The organism is Shewanella sp. BJSY2023SW001 (assembly GCF_047314685.1).
Lineage (GTDB): Bacteria > Pseudomonadota > Gammaproteobacteria > Enterobacterales > Shewanellaceae > Shewanella > Shewanella indica.
Window position 1 is genome coordinate 1 of sequence record NZ_JBKORF010000038.1, and the last position, 20284, is coordinate 20284.

Annotated in this window: 19 protein-coding genes; 6 read left to right on the forward strand and 13 right to left on the reverse strand. The window is 50.0% G+C overall.

Annotated features, from left to right (window positions below):
* Nucleotides 1-533: IS4 family transposase (locus tag ACMHXH_RS09020; RefSeq protein WP_413737976.1), on the reverse strand; the 533-nt coding region annotated here is incomplete at its 3' end.
* Between the two features lie 120 nt (nucleotides 534-653).
* Nucleotides 654-3422: a DNA polymerase I gene (polA, locus tag ACMHXH_RS09025; protein WP_162206833.1), complete on the reverse strand. Its 2769-nt coding sequence runs from the start codon at nucleotides 3420-3422 to the stop codon at nucleotides 654-656.
* A gap of 385 nt (nucleotides 3423-3807) precedes the next feature.
* On the opposite strand from polA, the gene elbB reads away from it, so the two are divergent.
* A complete protein-coding gene (gene elbB, locus ACMHXH_RS09030; RefSeq protein WP_039035421.1) occupies nucleotides 3808-4461 on the forward strand; it encodes an isoprenoid biosynthesis glyoxalase ElbB in 654 nt (217 codons plus the stop codon).
* A 111-nt stretch (nucleotides 4462-4572) separates the two neighbouring features.
* Here elbB and glpG read toward each other — a convergent pair whose 3' ends face one another.
* The 5 genes from glpG to ACMHXH_RS09055 form a co-directional block, all read right to left on the reverse strand.
* On the reverse strand, nucleotides 4573-5406 hold the full coding sequence (gene glpG / locus ACMHXH_RS09035) for a rhomboid family intramembrane serine protease GlpG (protein ID WP_039035420.1): 834 nt from the start codon (nucleotides 5404-5406) through the stop codon (nucleotides 4573-4575).
* Nucleotides 5407-5409: 3 nt separating this feature from the next.
* The gene (glpE, locus tag ACMHXH_RS09040; RefSeq protein WP_039035419.1) at nucleotides 5410-5712 is read right to left on the reverse strand and encodes a thiosulfate sulfurtransferase GlpE; all 303 of its coding nucleotides are present in this window, start codon (nucleotides 5710-5712) and stop codon (nucleotides 5410-5412) included.
* A gap of 78 nt (nucleotides 5713-5790) precedes the next feature.
* Nucleotides 5791-6816 (reverse strand): L-threonine 3-dehydrogenase, encoded by a 1026-nt coding sequence (gene tdh / locus ACMHXH_RS09045; protein ID WP_039035418.1) that lies wholly within the window; start codon nucleotides 6814-6816, stop codon nucleotides 5791-5793.
* 23 nt (nucleotides 6817-6839) lie between these two features.
* Nucleotides 6840-8033, reverse strand: a complete 1194-nt coding sequence (locus ACMHXH_RS09050) for a glycine C-acetyltransferase (RefSeq protein ID WP_039035417.1) — start codon at nucleotides 8031-8033, stop codon at nucleotides 6840-6842.
* Nucleotides 8034-8229: 196 nt separating this feature from the next.
* Nucleotides 8230-8874 carry a TetR/AcrR family transcriptional regulator gene (locus ACMHXH_RS09055; protein ID WP_039035416.1) on the reverse strand — a complete coding sequence of 215 codons (645 nt, stop codon included), beginning with the start codon at nucleotides 8872-8874 and terminating at the stop codon, nucleotides 8230-8232.
* Nucleotides 8875-8993: 119 nt separating this feature from the next.
* Here ACMHXH_RS09055 and waaA point away from each other — a divergent pair, with 119 nt between their 5' ends.
* Complete coding sequence (gene waaA, locus ACMHXH_RS09060) at nucleotides 8994-10265, forward strand: lipid IV(A) 3-deoxy-D-manno-octulosonic acid transferase (protein ID WP_144361648.1); 1272 nt, start codon at nucleotides 8994-8996, stop codon at nucleotides 10263-10265.
* On the opposite strand, the gene ACMHXH_RS09065 is transcribed toward waaA, so the two are convergent.
* On the reverse strand, nucleotides 10251-10967 hold the full coding sequence (locus ACMHXH_RS09065; protein WP_039035414.1) for a 3-deoxy-D-manno-octulosonic acid kinase: 717 nt from the start codon (nucleotides 10965-10967) through the stop codon (nucleotides 10251-10253). The genes waaA and ACMHXH_RS09065 overlap by 15 nt on opposite strands.
* An 85-nt stretch (nucleotides 10968-11052) precedes the next feature.
* Here ACMHXH_RS09065 and ACMHXH_RS09070 point away from each other — a divergent pair, with 85 nt between their 5' ends.
* The 3 genes from ACMHXH_RS09070 to ACMHXH_RS09080 all read left to right on the forward strand — a co-directional run bounded on the left by ACMHXH_RS09070 (nucleotide 11053) and on the right by ACMHXH_RS09080 (nucleotide 14420).
* Nucleotides 11053-12099 carry a glycosyltransferase family 9 protein gene (locus ACMHXH_RS09070; RefSeq protein WP_039035413.1) on the forward strand — a complete coding sequence of 349 codons (1047 nt, stop codon included), beginning with the start codon at nucleotides 11053-11055 and terminating at the stop codon, nucleotides 12097-12099.
* Between the two features lie 154 nt (nucleotides 12100-12253).
* Nucleotides 12254-13327 (forward strand): glycosyltransferase family 9 protein, encoded by a 1074-nt coding sequence (locus ACMHXH_RS09075; RefSeq protein ID WP_082014341.1) that lies wholly within the window; start codon nucleotides 12254-12256, stop codon nucleotides 13325-13327.
* A complete protein-coding gene (locus tag ACMHXH_RS09080; protein WP_039035411.1) occupies nucleotides 13320-14420 on the forward strand; it encodes a glycosyltransferase in 1101 nt (366 codons plus the stop codon). The genes ACMHXH_RS09075 and ACMHXH_RS09080 overlap by 8 nt, the downstream gene beginning before the upstream one ends.
* 181 nt (nucleotides 14421-14601) lie before the next feature.
* On the opposite strand, the gene ACMHXH_RS09085 is transcribed toward ACMHXH_RS09080, so the two are convergent.
* Genes ACMHXH_RS09085 through ACMHXH_RS09105 form a run of 5 tightly spaced genes read right to left on the reverse strand, consistent with a single transcriptional unit; the run spans nucleotide 14602 to nucleotide 19475 of the window.
* On the reverse strand, nucleotides 14602-15747 hold the full coding sequence (locus tag ACMHXH_RS09085; RefSeq protein WP_039035410.1) for a glycosyltransferase family 9 protein: 1146 nt from the start codon (nucleotides 15745-15747) through the stop codon (nucleotides 14602-14604).
* Nucleotides 15748-15755: 8 nt separating this feature from the next.
* Nucleotides 15756-16532, reverse strand: coding sequence for a glycosyltransferase family 25 protein (locus ACMHXH_RS09090; RefSeq protein WP_413737979.1), 777 nt, complete (start codon nucleotides 16530-16532; stop codon nucleotides 15756-15758).
* A 17-nt stretch (nucleotides 16533-16549) separates the two neighbouring features.
* Nucleotides 16550-17410 carry a glycosyltransferase gene (locus tag ACMHXH_RS09095; RefSeq protein ID WP_226684949.1) on the reverse strand — a complete coding sequence of 287 codons (861 nt, stop codon included), beginning with the start codon at nucleotides 17408-17410 and terminating at the stop codon, nucleotides 16550-16552.
* A gap of 25 nt (nucleotides 17411-17435) precedes the next feature.
* Nucleotides 17436-18389, reverse strand: coding sequence for an ADP-glyceromanno-heptose 6-epimerase (rfaD, locus tag ACMHXH_RS09100; RefSeq protein WP_144361649.1), 954 nt, complete (start codon nucleotides 18387-18389; stop codon nucleotides 17436-17438).
* Nucleotides 18390-18440: 51 nt separating this feature from the next.
* Nucleotides 18441-19475, reverse strand: coding sequence for a glycosyltransferase family 9 protein (locus tag ACMHXH_RS09105; protein ID WP_144361650.1), 1035 nt, complete (start codon nucleotides 19473-19475; stop codon nucleotides 18441-18443).
* A 315-nt stretch (nucleotides 19476-19790) separates the two neighbouring features.
* Between ACMHXH_RS09105 and coaD the strand changes: the two genes are divergently transcribed.
* On the forward strand, nucleotides 19791-20282 hold the full coding sequence (gene coaD / locus ACMHXH_RS09110) for a pantetheine-phosphate adenylyltransferase (protein WP_039035407.1): 492 nt from the start codon (nucleotides 19791-19793) through the stop codon (nucleotides 20280-20282).
* Nucleotides 20283-20284: the final 2 nt, after the last annotated feature.

Here is a 20284-nt window from a genome sequence, read left to right on the forward strand (position 1 = left end):
CTGTTCAATACCAAGTGACTGCTTAACTCCATCATGCAAACCATGCGAATTTGAGGATAGGCAGCATCACCAGAAGCGTTGGCAGTTTTGGCAAAAGCCTGATTGTTTTGCTCACTATCAGGTGTTCGCCACACGACACCATCGACCCCATAGAGGTTGAGCCCACACCAATGCGGATGCTCAGCTCTCTCATGCCAGGTCTTGGCACTTCGCTTAAACACATCCTGAACAACGTCAGAGCCCAGCCGCTTGCGCGCTTGAGTGACAGCACTGCGCGCAACGTAATCCACCTCTTGAGGTAAGACGATATCAAGCTTATTGATGAGAGAGCGGACGGACTCGCCTCTGAATAGAGCCATACCAATCACCGCCCAAATCATGGCATCCATAGGTAACTTACGTCGCCTTAAACTGGCAACACCATGTGAATCAAGGCACGACTGAATTAACTCAGGCTCAAGCACATCGGCCAGACAGGTGAATTCGGTAAGACGATTGATATGAGTACGCGCCAAAGCTTCTGAAAGTTGCATAAAAAAATCCGATGACATGAGGTCATCGGATTTTGATCCTTTCAGTGAGATCGTCAAGCGATCTGTCTTAACTGATCGGCATTACCCCGAAGGATGGCTCTTGATGAAGTAGGTGGGTTATCAGTGTGCCTGATCCCAGCTATCACCCAGGCCCGCTTCGGCTAGCAAAGGGACATCCAGGGTAGCCGCTTCAGCCATGAGTTTGCAGATCTGTTGTTGCAACTCTTCGGCTTTCGTTTCATCAACCTCAAACACCAATTCATCGTGAACTTGCATGATCATGGTGATTTCCCCCTTAGTGTCAGAGGCTATCCAGTCGGCAACTTTGATCATCGCTTTTTTGATGATATCGGCTGCTGTTCCCTGCATCGGAGCGTTGATAGCCGCCCGTTCCGCAGCTTGACGCCGCATGGCGTTGCGGTCGCGGATTTCCGGTAGATACAGGCGCCGACCAAAGAGTGTGGAGACATAACCTTGCTCGGCGGCGAGTGCCCGGGTCTCTTCCATATACTTGAGCACGCCGGGATAACGCTTGAAGTAGGTATCCATATAGCTTTGTGCTTCAGTGCGAGGAATATCCAGTTGGCGCGCCAAGCCAAAGGCCGACATGCCATAAATCAGACCGAAGTTTACCGCCTTGGCGCGGCGACGCTGTTCTGGGGTGACAGTTTCAAACGCCACATCAAAGACTTCAGCCGCTGTTGCTCTGTGAATATCTTTACCCTCGGCGAATGCCGCCAGCAGGCCGGCATCCTGGGATAGGTGAGCCATGATCCTGAGCTCAATTTGTGAATAGTCGGCGGCCAGAATCTTGCGTCCTGAAGGTGCGATAAAGGCTTGACGAATTCTACGCCCCTCTTCGGTGCGGATAGGAATATTCTGTAGGTTAGGGTCGCTGGATGACAAACGGCCGGTGGCAGCGTTGGCTTGATGGTAGCTGGTATGCACCCGGCCGGTTTTGCCATTGATCATCAGCGGTAACTTATCTGTATAGGTGCTCTTGAGCTTGGTCAGGCTGCGATGTTCGAGAATAATCTTTGGCAATGGATAATCCAGCGCCAACTCTATCAATACCTCCTCGGCGGTGGAGGGGGCGCCTTTCGGCGTTTTCTTGATCACCGGATAACCCAGCTTTTCGAAGAATAGTGCCTGCAGTTGTTTGGGGGAGCTGAGGTTAAATTTCTCTCCGGCGATCTCATAGGCTTTTTGCTCCAACGCATCTATTTTTTGCGCCAGCTCATCACTTTGTTGCGACAGTTGCATACTGTCGATCAGCACGCCGTCGCGTTCCATCTGTGACAATACCTGAATAAGCGGCAACTCAAGTTCAGTGAAAACATTGGCTAACTCTTGTTCCCGCTCGAGCCTGGGCCATAGGTGTTGATGCAGCCTAAGGGTAATATCGGCATCTTCGGCGGCATAGGGTGATGCCGTTTCCAAAGGGATCCGGTTGAATGTCTGCTGCTTGGCGCCTTTACCGGCGATCTCTTCGAAACTGACACATTTGTGCCCCAGGTACTTGAGTGCCAGCCCGTCCATGTCGTGCCTGGATGCCACTGAGTTGAAGACATAGGATTCGAGCATGGTATCGAAGGCAACACCGGTCAGCTTGATACCGGCATTGGCCAGAATACTGATATCATATTTTAGATTTTGACCGACCTTTTTTATCTCAGGGTTTTCAAGTATCGGTTTGAGCTTGGCCAATACCTTTTCCCGGGGCAGTTGCTCAGGGGCTTCCGGGTAATCGTGCCCCAGAGGTAGGTAGGCCGCCTCTCCGGCTTTGACTGCAAAAGACAGACCCACCAGCTCGGCATCCATATAATTGAGGCTGGTGGTCTCGGTATCTATCGCCATTAGTTCAGCCTTGACCAGTTTTTTCAGCCATTTTTCCAGGGCGGCTTCGGTCAGTATGGTTTCGTATTCTGTCTCTATGGCGAGTTGGGGTGGAGTTTCTTCCTGGGTTTCAGCCGTTGCAGTATTGACCGCTAACGGATGCGGCATCTTGTTATCCAGAACTTCTGCCAACCAACGTTTGAACTCCATCTCACCATAAAGCTGTGTCAGTTGGTCTTTATTGGGGGCCGTAATATTGAGTTGGTGCCAGTCCAGATCAAGATCACAATCTGTCTTGATAGTCGCCAGATCGTAAGAGAGCTGTAGCATCTCGGCATTATCGATGATTTTCTTGGCCATGGTCTTGGCACCCCGGAAGCCAAGAGCTGTGACGCAATCCGGTTGCTGCAACAGCTTGGCGACTCCTCCGGCGCCCATCAGCATGGCCAACGCGGTTTTCTCACCCACACCAGGCAGTCCCGGGATGTTATCGGCCTTGTCGCCCATCAGTGCTAGCAGATCGATGATAAGCTCGGGGCCGACACCAAACTTGTTGGTGACCTCTTCGGGCCCCATTATGGTGTCTGTCATTGTGTTGATCAGGGTGACATTGTCATCCACCAGTTGAGCCATATCCTTATCGCCTGTGCTGATCAGAATGGCACGTCCTTCTTTGCTGGCCCGTGAGGCCAGAGTGCCTATCACGTCATCGGCTTCTACGCCGGGAATACACAGGAGTGGTAGACCCAGGGCTTCGATGATGGCATGCAGAGGCGCTATCTGACTACGTAGATCATCAGGCATTGGAGGTCTGTGAGCCTTATACTCTGCATACATATCGTTACGAAATGTGGGGCCTTTGGCATCAAACACAACCGCCATTTGCTGTGGCTTGTATTTACCCAGCAAGCTGCGCAACATGTTGACTACGCCGTAAACCGCCCCGGTTGCTTCACCCTTGGAGTTGGTCAGGTGAGGCGGCGCATAGTAGGCCCGATAGAGGTAGGAAGAACCATCCACAAGGACGAGGGGGTTTTCTGCTATTGTTGGCATAGTTTTGTTTCAATCTAAGCTGTCTTAAGTGCTGCTAAGCATGCCATACCAAGGCATTTTCGGCCATGACAAAATCACCCTCAGCCTGTGGATAAGTCTGTGAGTGAAAAAATCAACATAGAGAAATGCTGTAGAGAACAACTCGAAGTTGTTTTTATAACTTGTTGATATTTATTTGTTATTTGTTTTTTTGTGAGTCAGGTAAAAGTTTTACCAAATCTTATCGGTTGTGGATTTTTTAAATTCCTTTTCCAGATTTGCACCTTGGTAGCAGTAAAAATCGCCTCTTAGCAGAGACGATGAATTAAGTTAGCATGTTTTTTAATCAGATCAACCAGTTTGTAATTGGTTTGTTAAACCTAAATGACATAAGAGGGATTTTTTAATGAAAAAAATTGCAGTTCTTCTCAGTGGTTGTGGTGTCTTCGACGGCAGTGAAATTCACGAGGCAGTGTTGACCCTGCTGTCCCTGTCTCGCTCCGGCGCAGCGTACCAATGTTTTGCCCCCGATATTCCTCAAATGCATGTGGTCAATCACCTCAAGGGTGAAGTCGTGGAGACTGAGCAGCGTAACGTGCTGGAAGAAGCAGCTCGAATTGCCCGTGGTGATATCAAGGCGACGTCCGAGTTGAATCTGGCCGATTTCGACGGTCTGATCATTCCCGGTGGCTTCGGAGCTGCCAAAAACCTCTGTAACTTTGCCGTAAATGGCAGCAATAGTGAGATCGCCGCCCCGGTGCGTGAATTTATCAGCCGTTTTATCAACGCTGGTAAGGTGGTGGGCTTTATCTGTATTGCACCTGTGATGATCCCGGGCCTCTATGGTAAGGGGGCCAAAGGCACCATAGGGACGGACGCCGAAACCGCAGCGGCCTTTACTGCCATGGGCGGTGAACATCAAAATGCCAAGGTAGATGAAATTGTGGTCGACAGTGAGCGCAAGATTGTCAGCACCCCGGCTTATATGCTGGCAGGTTCCATTGCCGAGGCCAATAGCGGCATTGAAAAGCTGGTGACCAAGGTGTTGGAGCTGGCCTAAGCCCGTCCAAGTTACTTAGCTCCTATTCAAGAGGGAGCCTGAGCTCCCTCTTTTTACTGTTGCTTGCTGTGCAGAATGACTTTGGCGTCTACAAAGCCGAGCTACATAGGATTATCTTTTCCTGCGGTTGTCGAGCCAGCCTTGGGTCAGACCGACCAAGAGCCCACCTAGATGTGCGCCGTTGGCTATCGACAGGCCAAACATATCCATAAAGCCAAGCACCAGCCACAACAGCATAAAGCCCATCATGGCAGGTGGCAGGCCTATGCCTTTCTCTGGGCTCATGCGGCCGCTGATCCAGGTATAACCCACCAGGCCATACACAACCCCGGAAAGACCGCCGAAGTTGGGGCCACTGAGGTAGTACTGCACTAGATTGGGCAATGTGCCGGCGACCAGCAGTAGCGTCAGCAGCGGCGCAATGCCGATACGGTTTTCTATCTTGCCACCCAAGACCCACCACCAGAGTAGGTTAAAGGTGATATGCAGCGCCGAGAAGTGCAGCAGGCTCGGAGTAAACAAGCGCCAGAATTGGCTGAAACCGGCATCTGAAGTGGCGCCAAAGAAGGCCAGGGCTTCGAAAACCTGATTGCCGTAACCCAGGTTCATGGCTGCGAAGATAGCTATGCAGACCAGCAGAATGACCAGCGTTAGCGGCCCGGCGCCGGTAATAAATTGACTCAGCAGTTGCAGTGATGGTGCGCCATAGTCAAAGCGGATGCGGTTGTCGCCATGGTCCCAGGAAGCCTGCAGATATTTGGGGTTTAACGGATCCTGAACAAAGTCGAGAAACGCTTTGCGCCCCTGTGCTTGGTCGGTGTCCTTGATGACATGGATAGCCACTCCCTGTTCCAGATGCATGATGCGACAGGGGATCCCTTCACCCTTGAGGTAGTCTACCAGCGCCTGAGCGGCGCGTTCGTTGGGGAGGCGGCCGATTTCCATGTCTCAGTCCCTCGGCCAGGCAGCGAAACCGCCATCCAGGCTGTAGACCTCATCGAATCCTTGATGTTGCAGATATTCCGCGGCACTTTGGCTACTGATGCCATGATAACAGCAGACAACCAAGGGCTTATCCATATCGGCGTCCCTGAGATAGTCGGCCAGATTGTCATTGCCGAGGCGAATGGCGCCGGGAATATGGGCCGTCTCGAAACTGGCAGGATCGCGAATATCGACTATCTGCAGCTCGGCATCTTCGGCCATCATTTGCTGGAGTTGAACGACAGAAAGGTGTTGGTAACTGGACATAGTTTGCCTGTAAAAGAGGTAGTGCTTATTAACAGTGTGCATCAGGGCGCTGCATGAGTACAGCGCCCTGTTTGAGGATCAATCCCAGCTGAGAATGACCTTGCCGGATTGACCCGAACGCATGGCATCGAAACCCTGCTGGAAGTCATCCACCTTGTAATGGTGGGTGATAATAGGTGCAATATCCAATCCGGACTGGATCAAACTGGCCATCTTGTACCAGGTTTCAAACATTTCCCGGCCATAGATGCCCTTTATCACCAACCCCTTGAAGATGACCTTGCTCCAGTCTATCGCCATATCGCCACCCGGGATCCCCAACATGGCAATTTTGCCACCGTGGTTCATGGTATCCAGCATGGAGTGGAAGGCAGACGGTACACCGGACATTTCCAGGCCGACATCGAAGCCCTCTGTCATGCCGAGCTCGCTCATCACATCTTCGAGTTTTTCTTTGGCCACATTGACGGCTCGGGTAGCCCCCAGCTTACGTGCCAGCTCCAGACGGTACTCGTTGACATCAGTAACGACCACGTGGCGTGCACCCACATGGCGGCAAACGGCGGCGGCCATAATGCCTATGGGACCTGCTCCGGTGATCAGCACATCTTCACCGACGAGATCGAAAGATAGCGCAGTGTGTACCGCATTGCCGAAGGGGTCAAAGATAGCAGCCAGCTCGTCGCTGATATCATCGGGGATCTTGAAGGCGTTGAAGGCCGGGATTACCAGATATTCGGCGAAGGCACCTTCGCGGTTGACCCCAACCCCCACAGTGTTACGGCACAAATGGGTACGGCCACCACGGCAATTACGGCAGTGACCACAGGTGATATGGCCTTCGCCTGACACCCGGTCACCAATATTGAAGCCACGCACTTCCTGGCCCATGTCCACCACTTCGCCGACATATTCATGGCCGACAACCATAGGAACAGGGATAGTCTTTTGTGACCACTCATCCCAGTTGTAGATATGCACATCGGTACCACAGATGGCGGTCTTGCGGATCTTGATCAGCAGATCGTTATGGCCCATTTCCGGCTTGGGTGCGTCTACCATCCAGATGCCTTGTTCAGGCTTGAGTTTGCTCAGTGCTTTCATCATGTTACTCCATGGGATAGGTATCAGATGATACCCATCTCCTTGCCGATTCGGGTGAAGGCTTCGATGGCCTTGTCCAGCTGTTCACGGCTGTGAGCCGCCGACATCTGGGTACGGATACGGGCCTGTCCCTTGGGTACTACCGGGAAGGAGAAGCCAATAACATAGATATTTTCCTGCAGCAGGCGGTTGGCGAAGTCACTGGCCAACTTGGCATCACCCAGCATGACCGGCACTATGGCGTGGTCTGCTCCGGCCAGGGTGAATCCGGCTGCAGCCATTTTTTCACGGAAATAACGGCTGTTTTCCCATACCGCTTCGCGTAGTTCCTGGCCCTCTTTGAGCATCTCCAGCACCCGAATCGAGGCGCTGACGATAGAAGGTGCCAGTGAGTTGGAGAACAGGTAAGGACGTGAGCGCTGACGCAGCCAATCGACCACTTCTTTGCGGGCCGCGGTGAAGCCGCCGGAAGCGCCGCCCAGCGCCTTACCCAGGGTGCCCGTGATGATGTCAACGCGACCCATCACATCGCAATATTCGTGGGTGCCGCGGCCGTTCTGGCCGATAAAGCCAACGGCGTGGGAGTCATCGACCATGACCAGGGCGCCGTATTGGTCGGCGAGGTCACAGATACCCTTGAGGTTGGCAATAACCCCATCCATGGAAAACACCCCATCTGTCGCTATCAAGATATGGCGGGCACCGGCATCGCGGGCGGCGATCAGTTGGGTTTCCAGGTCGGCCATATCATTGTTGGCGTAGCGAAAACGCTTGGCCTTACACAGGCGAACACCGTCAATGATAGAAGCATGGTTCAGGGCATCTGACACTATGGCATCTTCCGGGCCTAACAGGGTTTCAAATAGACCTGTGTTGGCATCGAAGCAGGAGGAGTAGAGGATGGTATCTTCCATGCCGAGAAATTCGGACAGATTGGCTTCCAGTTGCTTGTGAATATCCTGGGTTCCGCAAATAAAACGTACCGAGGCCATGCCGAAGCCATGGTCTGCCAACCCGGCCTGTGCCGCCTTGATCAATTCAGGGTGATTGGCCAGACCCAGGTAGTTGTTGGCGCAGAAGTTGATAACTTCTGCTTCGTTGACGCGAATGGCTGGTTGCTGTGGAGAAACTATTACACGTTCGCTCTTGTACAGACCTTCGGCCTTGACGTCGGCAAGCTGTTGGTTGATCTGATCGTAGAATGAGGTAGATGCCACCTTAAGTCTCCTTGATTGGATTATTCTGTTTATTGGAGTGGTGGCATTTTAACCCTAAAGCCAATGGCTCAACACTCTTTTTTGAGCTGGGCCGTCAGGGATAAATCAGATTAGGGCTAGTGCTTGTTTCAGATGAGAAAAACTAAGGAAGCTGAGAGAGCAAGGCACCTGAATGTCAGATGCCCAAGACGGTGAGCTAGTCTTGCTGGTGGGCCAAATTTTGGTAGTGTTGCTCCAGACGCTCGAAGGTCGAGGTGGAACTGGGGGTGGCGTAGGCCTTGAAGATCATCAGCACCCTGAGCAGGCCTTCATAGAGTGAAGACTTGGTGATATTGGCTATGCTGGATTGGGTCAGCTGATAGCTGATCCAGAAGCTGACTATCATCTTGATGGTATCGGCCAGGCTGGAGATCTTGTCTTGCTCCAGCTGCAGAAAGCCATCCTGACACAACTGTTGAAGTACGTGGCTAGAGCGGGTCAACACCTTTTGTTGGGCTTCCAGATAGCGCTTTTTCAAGGCCTCATCGCGGCTGAGGATGTCGGCCAGGTTGGCGTACATAAAGCGAAATTGCCACAGGGTATAGAACATGGCATCGAAATAGCCAATCAACAACTCGACATCGACTTGCCTGTCTTCATAGGGCTGAAACCCCAGTTCCAGATGATTTTCATACTGGTCGAAGATACAACGAATAATATCTTCCTTGTTGCGGAAGTGGTAATAGAGATTGCCCGGGCTTATTCCCAGATGAGCCGCGATATGGTTGGTGGTGATGGAGCGTTCGCCGTATTCGTTGAAGAGTTCCAGGCTGGCCTGGATGATTTTATCGCGGGTTTTCATCTGAGTCCTAAATGGTTGCGGCATCATCCGCAATCCGGCGAATGGCTCTTGGTTATGCTGCTTCGGGTATTATGCTAGCATTGTGACAATCCATCAGGCAAAACTCAATTATCCCGCCAATGAACCTTAGTCGTTACTCACTCTTGCTGTATCTGTTGTCGCCACTCTTACTGCTGTATCTGGCATTTAGGGCATTGAAGAGCCCGGATTACCGCGGCAGGTGGGGTGAGCGATTCGGCTTGTTCAAGGCCAAACCGACAGACCTGTTGATCCATACTGTTTCCATGGGGGAAACCCTGGCCGCAGTGCCGCTGATCAAGGCATTGATGCAAGCCAACCCTGACTTATCTGTCACGGTAACGACCACCAGTCCCACAGGTTCCCGTGAGGTGCGCAAGGCGTTTGGTGACACAGTGCAGCATTGTTACCTGCCGTTCGATCTTCCCTGGTGTGTGCGACGTTTTCTTAACAGGCTCAAGCCTTCGAACCTGATAGTGATGGAAACTGAACTCTGGCCCAACTTACTGCATCAGGCCAAAAAACAGGGCGTAGGCATCATGTTGGCCAATGCCCGGTTGTCGGCCAAGTCGGCCGCCAAATACCAGAAGTGGGCCGGACTTAGCCTGCCGATGTTGCAACTGTTGGATAAGATAGCCGTGCAGACCCAAGCCGAGGCCGAACGCTTTATCGCTCTCGGCGTTGCCAGCGACAAGTTGAGTGTTTGCGGTAGCCTCAAGTTCGACCTGCAGTTGGATCAGCACAAGATAACCAGGGCCAGGGGCGAAAGGCAGTTGTGGGGACGCGCCTCGTCCCCGGTATGGGTTGCCGGCAGTGTTCATCCAGGGGAATTTGCCGCCATGCTGGAGTGCCATAAACGCCTATTGGCACTGTGGCCAGAGGCCTTGTTGATCATGGTACCGAGACACCCGGAGCAGTTCGATAATGCCGCCACGGCAATCAAGCAGGCCGGGCTTGCCTATGTGCGGCGCAGCAGCGGCCAAGGGCTAGCTGCCGAGACTCAGGTGCTGCTCGGGGATACCATGGGGGAGTTACTCGGGTTATATGCCTGCGGCGATCTGGCCTTTGTCGGCGGCACCCTGATCACCAATGGCGGGCATAATCCGCTGGAGCCTTCGGCCTTGGGCTTGCCGGTATTTGTCGGCCCTCATCATTGGGACTTTGCCGAGATAACTTACCTGCTGCAAGGTGCCGGGGCCTTACAGCAAGTTGAGGATGCCGCCTCGCTGGCGAGTGGCATAGCGGCACTGTTACAGGACAGCGATGCGAGACGCCGCGCCGCCCAAGCCGGCTTGGAAGTGGTTAGCAGCAACAGAGGAGCACTGCAGAAGCAGTTGCAGTTGGCTCAGGCCTTGTTGTCAGGCACTCGCTGAGCCGCGGTAGCCTTCCAGCAACCACTGCCAGTTATCTTCGGTAAATTGCAGCTGGGGCTGTTTGCGTTTTTCCTTGTTGAAGGAGCGCAGCAGCCGACTGAGATTGGCCTGTTGCCAGCCATCGGCCGGGGTTCGCAGCTCTCCTCGGTCAAAATCAATCAGATAAAAGCCCTGGTCGCTGCTGAGAATATTTTTGGCGTTGAGATCGGCATGGTAGACACCGCGCTGATGAAAACGGCCAATCAAGGCGCCGAGTTGTTGCCACTGTGGGCGTGACATGGCCTGTTTTTGCAGCAGAGCCACCAGATCCTCGGCACCATGAATGCGACGGATCAGGATATCGGCCCGGTACCAGAGCCCGAAGCGTTCCACTTTGGCGGCAATGGGCTCGGGTACAGGTAAACCTTCTTCAAAGAGTTGCTCCAAGAGCGCCAGTTCTGCCACGGCGCGGGTTTTGGTGAGGCCGGTGAACAGGTAGGCGTCTTTGCTGAACTTTTCCATCAAGCCGCCGCGCCAATAGTGGCGCAATACCCACTGCTGTTTTTCATGCTCGACAAACCAAGTGGTGTAACGCCCCTTGGATGAGCCGACAATCGCTTGCTGTTGCCGCCAAAAAGACTCGTCAAACCAGGTTTCATCCAGGGCTTGTGGGGCGGCAAGGCTCAGCGCCAGGCAACCCTTGGCGGTGTTTTTAATCTGCATCGGCTATTTGTTCGTTATAAGCGTGGAACCTGAGTCTATTCTACATTAAGATCTGGGGTTTGCACCCAAGAAGCCGATTCTGTCCATGAGTTTTGACCCCGCGAAAATTCAATCTCTCTGTTTGCTGCGCCTGTCGGCGATTGGTGATGTTTGTCATGCCGTTGCCATGGTGCAGGCAATTCAGCGCCAGTACCCGCAACTGGCCATCACCTGGGTGGTAGGCAAGATAGAATATCAGCTGCTCAAGCACCTGCCCGGGGTGGAGTTTGTGGTGTTTGACAAAGGTCAAGGCTGGAAGAGTTACCTCAATTTGCGGCGGGCGCTCAAGGGGCGTCGTTTCGATGTGCTGTTGCACATGCAGGTGGCGCTGCGGGCTACCATAGCCTCATTGATGATCCCCGCCAAAGTGCGCATAGGGTTTGACCGGGCCAGGGCCAAAGAGGGACAATGGTTGGTGACCAATGAGCAGGTTGCCCCGTTGGCCACGCCCCATGTATTGGAAGGCTTTATGGGCTTCGCTAAGGCTGTGGGGGTGACAGATCTTCAGCCTAAGTGGGACATTCCTGTGCCCGCCGCTGATACTGAGTTTGCCTGTCAGTTGATCCCTGATGGGGATAAGGCACTGATTATTTGCGCTGCCGCCAGTAAGGCAGAGCGAAATTGGTTGCCCGAACGTTATGCTCAAGTAGCCAACCATGCGCTGGAAAGAGGTTATCGTGTGTTGCTTTGCGGCGGCCCCGCTCCTATGGAGTATCAGCTTGCCGAGGCCATTATTGAACATGGCGATGCCCGCATCGAAAACCAGGTGGGTAAGACTTCACTGACGCAGCTTTTGGCGCTTTTGAAACAGGCGAGCATAGTCCTGGCGCCGGATACCGGTCCTGCTCATATGGCTGTGACCCAAGGAACGCCGGTGATCGGCCTATACGCCCATTCCAATCCTGGACGCACTGGGCCTTATACCTGTTTGGATAGCGTGGTCAGTGTCTATGATGAGGTAATCGCCTTGCAACATCCAGGCGAGGTTCCCTGGGGGACACGCGCCAAGGGCGCGCATCTGATGGAGATGATCCCGGTGGCATCTGTAATAGCCCAATTTGATCGTCTGTTGCCAGCGAGCGAAAGCGCTTAATCGAGCGATCCTCAACAATACTCCGGTCAATAGTAAGGAGCTGCCGATTAATGGTAAACTTCAGGCTTGATAGGCTCATCTGCTGACAAACATCAGTTGAGTGAAGCAATGAGGGAGGATGGGGTTTTTCCATTTAATTTTAGGGATAATGTCGATGTCCGTGGCGCCAAAATTTCTATTTGTACCTGTCTCCTGTGAAGAGGGAATAGGTGAATATATGCGTTCCACCATAGTGGCCGACGAGATCATGCAGCGTTGGCCCGGAGCACAGATTGAATTTGTGCTTAACAGTCGCGCCCCCTACGCCAAGTATTGCTCCTATCCAACGCATCTGGTTGACGACACTCCCACCAAGCGAGTGAAAGAGGTGAACCAGTTGATCTCAGAGCTCAAGCCTGACCTGGTAATCTTTGATGCGGCCGGCCGTAAAGCACAGCTGAAACATGCTTATCGCAGTGGCGCCAAGGTGGTTTTTATCAGCCAGCACAAACGCAAACGTGCTCGAGGCATGAAGCTTGTACGGGCATTGGTCACTGACAGTCATTGGGTAGTGCAGCCTGAGTTTGTGATTGGCGATATTAGTCGTTTCGATCGCTTCAAGTTAAACCTGATCAAACGGGCCGAGCCCATCTTTACCGGTCCTATCTTCGCAAGACCCGATAAAGCGTTGCAACAGCAGTTGCAGCAAGCATATAACTTAAAGCCAAAGGGATATCTCCTCTATAGCGCAGGATCTGGCGGTCATTATGTCGGCGCAACTCTTGCGGCTGAACGTTTTGCCCAAGTAGCGCAGGTCTGTTATCAAAAGATGGGGATACCCAGCGTCATGGTGTTTGGTCCTAATTATCCTAAAGCCCTACCTAGGTTAGAGGGGGTAGTGAGCATAGAGCGGCTCTCCAGCATGGAGTTTATCAATCTGCTTGATGGCGCAGTGGGCGCTGTACTAAGCGGTGGTGATACCCTGTTGCAGGCGATAGCTCTTAAGGTGCCGACGTTGGCGGTGGCAGTTTCCAAGGATCAACCCAAGCGGATTGATAGCTGTGTGCAGCGGGGCTTAGCCATCAGCAGCGATATCGAGACAGATGCTATGTGTACTCAGGTACAGCGTCTGTTGGAACCACAAACCGTGGGGCAGTTAGTTGCCAATATGGATAAAGAGGGGGAGGCCAAGGGGCTGGATATCTGCATAATGGAGATTGCACGACTATTGGGGCTTGATTATGAGTAGTAAACGGATCGGCTTAGCTATAGACAGCCTCGCCGGTGGCGGTGCAGAGAAGATAGTCCTAACTCTGGCGACTGAACTGAAACGTTTGGGACACGAGCCGCATCTTTTGGTGCTGACCCCTCATTATGATTATGCAGTCCCTGAGGAAATTCCCTTGCATGTCTGCTTCGATGAAGGTGAGCGGCATATCATTGCCTGGTGGCGGTTGGGGCGCTCGGTTGCCAGGGTCAAGCAATGGTTCGATGAACTCGAACAGACTTATGGTGGTTTTGACCTTATTTTGTCTAATTTGGACAAGAGCAATTTATTGCTAACTCGTGCCGGTGTATCACAGCTCTATATTGTGGTGCATAACTCTATTGAAGAGGAGTTGAAGCGTGAGCGTAAACTCGGACTATTAGCTTACCTTACAATGCTCAGAACCAAGCTGGCACTAAACGGCCAGGCGTTGATCACAGTCTCCAAGGGGATCGCTCAGGAAATTCGCCAGAGCGGGCGAATTTCTCCCCGCAGTATGCGTACTATATATAACCCATTCGATATAGAAGCGATAAGGGCAAAAGCTGTAGAGGAACACCCGGATATTCCCAAAGGTGACTATCTGATCCATGTTGGTCGCGTCGCACGGCAAAAACGTCATGACATACTATTTCAGGCTCTTGCCAAGATGCATAAGCCTTTGCCGCTGGTGCTACTTTGTAACAATCCCAAGAAGGCGATGAAACTGGCCAGAAAATACGGTGTGGCCGATCGCATCATCTGTCCCGGGTTTCAGGCCAACCCCTTTCCCTGGATAAAGGGTGCGAGTCTCTTGGTGCTCAGTTCCGATTATGAAGGCTTTGGTAATGTCCTGGTCGAGGGATTATTGTGCGGCACTCCTGTGATCAGTACCGACTGCCCCCATGGACCTGATGAGATTTTAACGGGTGAACTGGCTAAATATCTGGTTCCGAGACGGGATAGTAAGGCTTTAAGTCGGAAGTTGGAGCAAGCCTTGGAGTATTATCCGCCTTTTGCCGACAGTCAGATCCTTACGCAGGTGACCATCGACAAAATTGTTGCCGACTATCTGAGCCTCTGTGAGTCCTCTTAAGGGGAATGGAATAAAACTTCACCACTTTTACCACTTGCAGCCCAATTACTTAAGCTCTTGCTTGTTTAATCGTTTTACAAGCCCTGATATTAAAGCCTCGGTGTTGGTGGGCTAAATATAAAGCATTAATAAATAATGCATTATTAAGTTTCCCCTGCCCAGGTTTATGTTCAACATATACTCAATTGTTGTTTAAAGGCTGAAATTTTTCTGTTTCACCATAGAAGTTTAGGATTTGCTTTTCCACTGCATTGGCGACTTGGTGAGGGGCAATAGAGCTTGCTTTACCTGTACCTTCAAGGATGATGCTATCCCCCAGTGGTTGCCAGAGCTTAAAGTCGCTGGCCATTAGGGTTACTTGAGGCTTCGACATGCATACAGCGAGATGAGCAGTAGCAGTATCGACGCTTATGCTCAGGTCGCAAAGACCTATGATAGCTGGAAGTTCAAAGAAATTATTCAGTGCAGTAAAGGTCGTGATCTGCTTTGGATTTAAATCTTTATCTGCTCTTATCTCTGCAGTGACAGATTCAAGCTTATCTGGCGGTGTATTGACTATGAATACTAGGTTGGCATATTTTGAATTAAGCAGCTGGATCAGTTGTTTTACTTGAGGCCAGGGGTAGTCTTTTTTCGTCGCCGTTGATAGGTGATTGATAAAAATAATGAGTTTATTTGAGTCACCCTGTGTGAGTGAGGTTATCACGGGTTGGACACTTGATTGATACTCAGGACTAATATAAATATCGAGTTGTTTGCTGCCGTTAATGAGATCTGTGGTATCTAATCCTAGAAATTGATTAAAGCAGTGACCATAGAAGTCAGTAATATGTGAGCTTTTTTTAGCTATGTCACGGTAGTTGAGAGTACCATCGAGTTTGCCAGCATAGATTTTACTGGTAAATAGATTTTTTAGGGTGTAGTTCATGGTGGCGACAACTATGGCTGTCGATGAGATCTGACGTGCAATCTTTGCAAATTGTTCGCTACGATTTTTCCCTACGAAAATGATGATATCGTATTTTTTTTCTCGAGCTGTTTGGATTGCTGCTTGACGTTGATCCAAATTGCTCACAATAGGATAAACGTCGTCGAAATCCCCTATTGCATTTATCCATTCCGATAGAATTTTGTTGCGGCCTTTGGCCCAATCGTGGGGCTTACTGCGACAGTCGTCAAACCAGATATCGATACTAAGATGAGGGTATTTTGCTTTAAGGGCGCGTAACCAAACACCTTGGTAGACAAAATCACCAATGGCCAAGTGTGTCATGTACAAGACACGCTTAGCTTTCAGTATGCTTGAATGTTCAATTATGACAGACACAAGAATCTCTATTTTAGATAGTTGGTAAACTGTGTGAATTTTTTGTCAAGCTTAGGCGTTGCAAAAAGCCGCGCCAGAGCGCGTTGCCAGTTAAGATATAGCTTGGTTAATTTGCGTTGCTTCATCTTTTCAAGCCCCCCATGAGGGTTGATGTCCGATAGGCCCGTCAGATCGACTGAAACGCAGTATGGGATGAGTCCAAAAGGATAAATACCTAGCGTCCACCAGGATTTTAGGTGTCCATCAACTGGTTGTACCACATAAGGCATGTTTTTGATAAGTGCTTTAGCTCCTTTTTTACTCACTACCTGTGCTACAGCGCTAATTGGAAACTTATGATAACTAATAAATTTGTGCTTATGGTAAGTATAAGCATTCCTAATATTGCTCTGGCCACCCTTGCGGAGTGGATAAAGCTTAATGAAGTCCCATTCTTTTGTGGGTAGGTTTCGCATTAAGTCGACCACTTCTGAGAAATTGTCTTCTAGGTAGATGTCATCCTCAAGAGTGAAGGCAAAATCCAAGTCATCATCGATAATTTTTTGCCATGCTTTTTTGTGGCTAAGACTGCAACCGACCTCTCCTTTACTTAGCGCCCTGTAATAGTTTTTTTGCACTAATTTGGCAGGAGAAACCTGTTCAATTTCTTCATCTGTTAGTAGGTTGCCATCAACGCCTTCTATGCGTTCGAAGGGGACTCCAACACGATTGAGTTGCTCGGTAATATGGGCCATCCGCTCTTTAGAGCGGGCTAGATTGATAACGAAAACCTTATACTTCATCATGAGTTTTAGCTATTTCCTTAAATGGTGACGAAGGCTTTGGCCAAGGCACTGATGATCGATCTCGGTAGCTTATAACGCTTATGTGCTTTGTCGATAAACAATTCCCAGCCGTCGCTTTTGATTTCTTTTAAAGTGTCAGCATCTATTTGGTTAGCAAAGATGTCGCAAAAGTCGTTTACAAATCTGACTTCACGTTTTAAGGAAGAGTTAGTATAGCCTCTACCAGCATAATGGATGAAGCTGGCTTGTTTATAATTATCTGCCCCTAAAACATCCATGCGGTTAAACTGTGAGGATATGCTCTTATTTTTGAGATTATCACGTTGTATCAGGTAGTTTACATAAGTTTGTTCATAGTACTTTATGTGATTACAAAGTTTCTGAAGATCAGATAATGAGGCAATATCAAATAATGGACATTGGCGTGAAATTAGCATGCAGCCTAAGTTATAGTAGACAGGGCGTCCATTTTCTTTGGGCCAGTCTTTTATTTCACCCATGATAGCAGAGATTTTGTCTATCACAGGTTGACGCTCTAGCAACTGTCCTTCATTAAATAGATAAATAGTATCCAGTTCATTATAAACTTCAAAAATGTTGTCAGCATCTGGAGTAATAATGATATCGGCATCCAGGTACAGTACCCTATCGTATTTTTTCAATAACTCCTTGATATATAACTTCTCTGTCCACGCAGGGCTGGCGGTATGTTTTGGATTTGTGATGGTGATTGGGTAATGGAGCTCCTTTGAAACGATAAGATCAGCACCGACTTTTTCGGCATATCTTTCGAAACTGAGTAACGCGGCACGGTACATGGGATTTTCATCACCAATAGCAAGCGTAAAAATAGCTGTTTTCAATTGATTGTCTTTCATTACAAATGGGCTCCTCAAGGCTTAATTACTGACCGATAAAGTGTTGCGCGGCCAGCCAGTCCAGATACTCGGGTACTCCTTGCTCGACTGTTTTAAAGGCCTGAGTATATCCAGCAGCCCTAAGTCGAGTGAGATCCGCCTGGGTATAGCTTTGATAGGCGCCTTTGAGCTTATCCGGGAAAGGAATATATTCGATTTCCCCCTTACCGTGATAAGCGATCACCGCATTGGCCACGTCGTTGAAGCTCTGTGCTTGACCCGTACCACAGTTGTACACCCCTGAGACACTTGGATTTTGCCATAGCCAGAGGTTGACTTTGATTACATCTTCGACATACACGAAGTCTCTCAGTTGTTTGCCATCTTCGAAGCCGTCGTGGCCCTGAAACAGGCGGCAGATACCATTCGCCTTAATCTGATTGTTGAAGTGGAAAGCTACACTAGCCATGCCGCCCTTATGTTGTTCCCTTGGTCCATAAACGTTGAAGTAACGTAGTCCGGCCACTTGAGTCGTGAAGCTATGTTGCCTGACATATTGATCGAACAGGAACTTGGAGTAGGCATAGACGTTGAGCGGCTTTTCCAGCTCCCGCTGCTCGACAAACTTATCGCTGCCGCCGTAAACAGAGGCCGAGGATGCATAGATAAACTGGCTGCCGGTACGCTCACAGAAGTGGAGCAGGGTTTTGGAATACTCGTAGTTGTTAGCCATCATAAACTTGCCGTCCCACTCAGTGGTTGACGAACAGGCGCCTTGATGGAAGATTACTTCAACCTTGTTATCGAATTGTCCCTGGTTGATCTGTTCGATGAAGTCTGCTTTATCCAGATAATCGGCGATTTCACAGTCGGCGAGATTAAACATCTTGGTGCCGTCGGTCAGGTCATCTACGGCAATAATATCACTACGCCCTAAGTTATTGAGCGCTTTAACTAAGTTGCTACCAATAAAGCCTGCGGCACCTGTGACTACTATCATAAGTATTTTCCAATTTTCGTGTGACTCGTATAAATGTCGAGTCGCTAAATGTTATAAATCCGAGGTGAGTGGTTGGGGCTCACCATAAAAGGTATCTAGGAACTGAGCAATTTCCTGTGCCGCAGCGTCAAAATCGATTAGTGCCATATTTCGGCCAGTTTTTTTGCCTATCGGTGGAGTAAAGGCTAGACGCTTGTGGCTCTGGGTCAAAGTTTGCCAGCGAATTTTGGGCGCTGAACGCCTCCCCGCATAAAAGCCTACAGTCGGCACATCATGGAGCCCAGCGATATGTAATGGGCCTGTTGAACCTGCGATAAACATGTCGGCAGCGACCAGTGATTCGGCAAAGTCGGCAAGGCCGGCTAAAGGTTTGGCCATCACCACTTTGACTCCGTTAGCTTGTAAGTCTTTATTGATTATTTGCGCTAATGCTTCTTCGTCACCGTTAAAGGTGAGTACAAACTTACAGTCGATTTTAGTATTGGCGTTTATCTGTGTTAATAGGTAGGCAAAGTCCTTTGGGGCGAGCGCACCGGATGACCCACCTGTACCCGGATGAGCAAAGATCAACTTTTCACCTGAAGAATGTCCGTAATAGGCTTGCCATTTGTCTCGCACGGCTTGTTTATCCCAATATTGTTTGGGAAGCGCTGGGATACTGTATCCAAAATGATTAAGGAAGTGCTCTACCAGTAAGCAAGCACCACGCCAACAAGGCTCTCCCTTACGATACTGAACGTTGGCTCTGTGTTTATAGAGATATTGGTACCAGTTATGCTTAGGAGCGAGTTTATAGGCAACATCTATGTGACGTAAGATTTTGTAGATACGGTATTCGGATTGAGAGATGAGAATTGCGTCATATTGCCTGGCGCTGATGGCTTCGCCAATCTCTTCATCGTTGCCGTTATCGACAATGACATGGTCAACATAAGGGCATACTTCAGCAAATGGCTTTACGGCTGGAGAGACAAACATTTCAATACTGGCTTGCGGTAAAGCATGCCTGAGTAGATACAGTGCAGGCCACATGAGGACAAAGTCGCCAATTTTATCGTGTTTGATGACCAATACTCTTTTTAACATATGAAAAAATCAACTCATTGTAAAAACTTAAGTGATCCATTGATGTCTACATCCTCGTGAACATCAATGGATCACTCACGAAAAAAGGCGTGTCAGTATACCAATTTAAATTCCATAGATCTGTGTTTTCGTCTTTCATAACCAGGTTTCATGTCTGAAAGAATTGCATGGGTCACCAAATGCCTTGAACTCAGACTCTTTGGGTACAACCGCTGTTAAGCGGTTAACCAAGCTGATTCGATGTCAATGGTTCAATCCAGGGAGAGAACTCGTTAAACTAGGCGCGATTACACCATCAATTTAGGGCACAGAGTCATGTACACGAAAGCCATCTATCCCGGAACATTCGACCCTGTCACCAATGGGCATGCGGATCTTATCCAACGTGCCGCTGCGCTATTTTCTCACTTGGTGATAGGTGTGGCAGCCAGTCCATCGAAGCAGCCTTGTTTTACTCTGGAAGAAAGGGTCGCCATGCTCAACAAGGTGACCTCACATCTGGATAATGTCGAGGTGGTTGGCTTTACCGGGCTACTGGTGGACTTTGCCAAAGAACAGAGTGCCAATGTGTTGGTGCGGGGGCTGCGCGCTGTGTCTGATTTTGAATATGAGTTCCAACTGGCCAATATGAATCGTCGGCTCCACCCTGAGCTGGAGAGTGTCTTTTTGACCCCTGCGGAAGAAAACTCTTTTATTTCATCGACCTTGGTCAAGGAAGTCGCGCTGCACGGGGGCGATGTCAGTCAATTTGTTCATCCGGATGTTGCCAAGGCCTTGGTTACCCGAATCAAAAAGCAAGGAAGTTAATT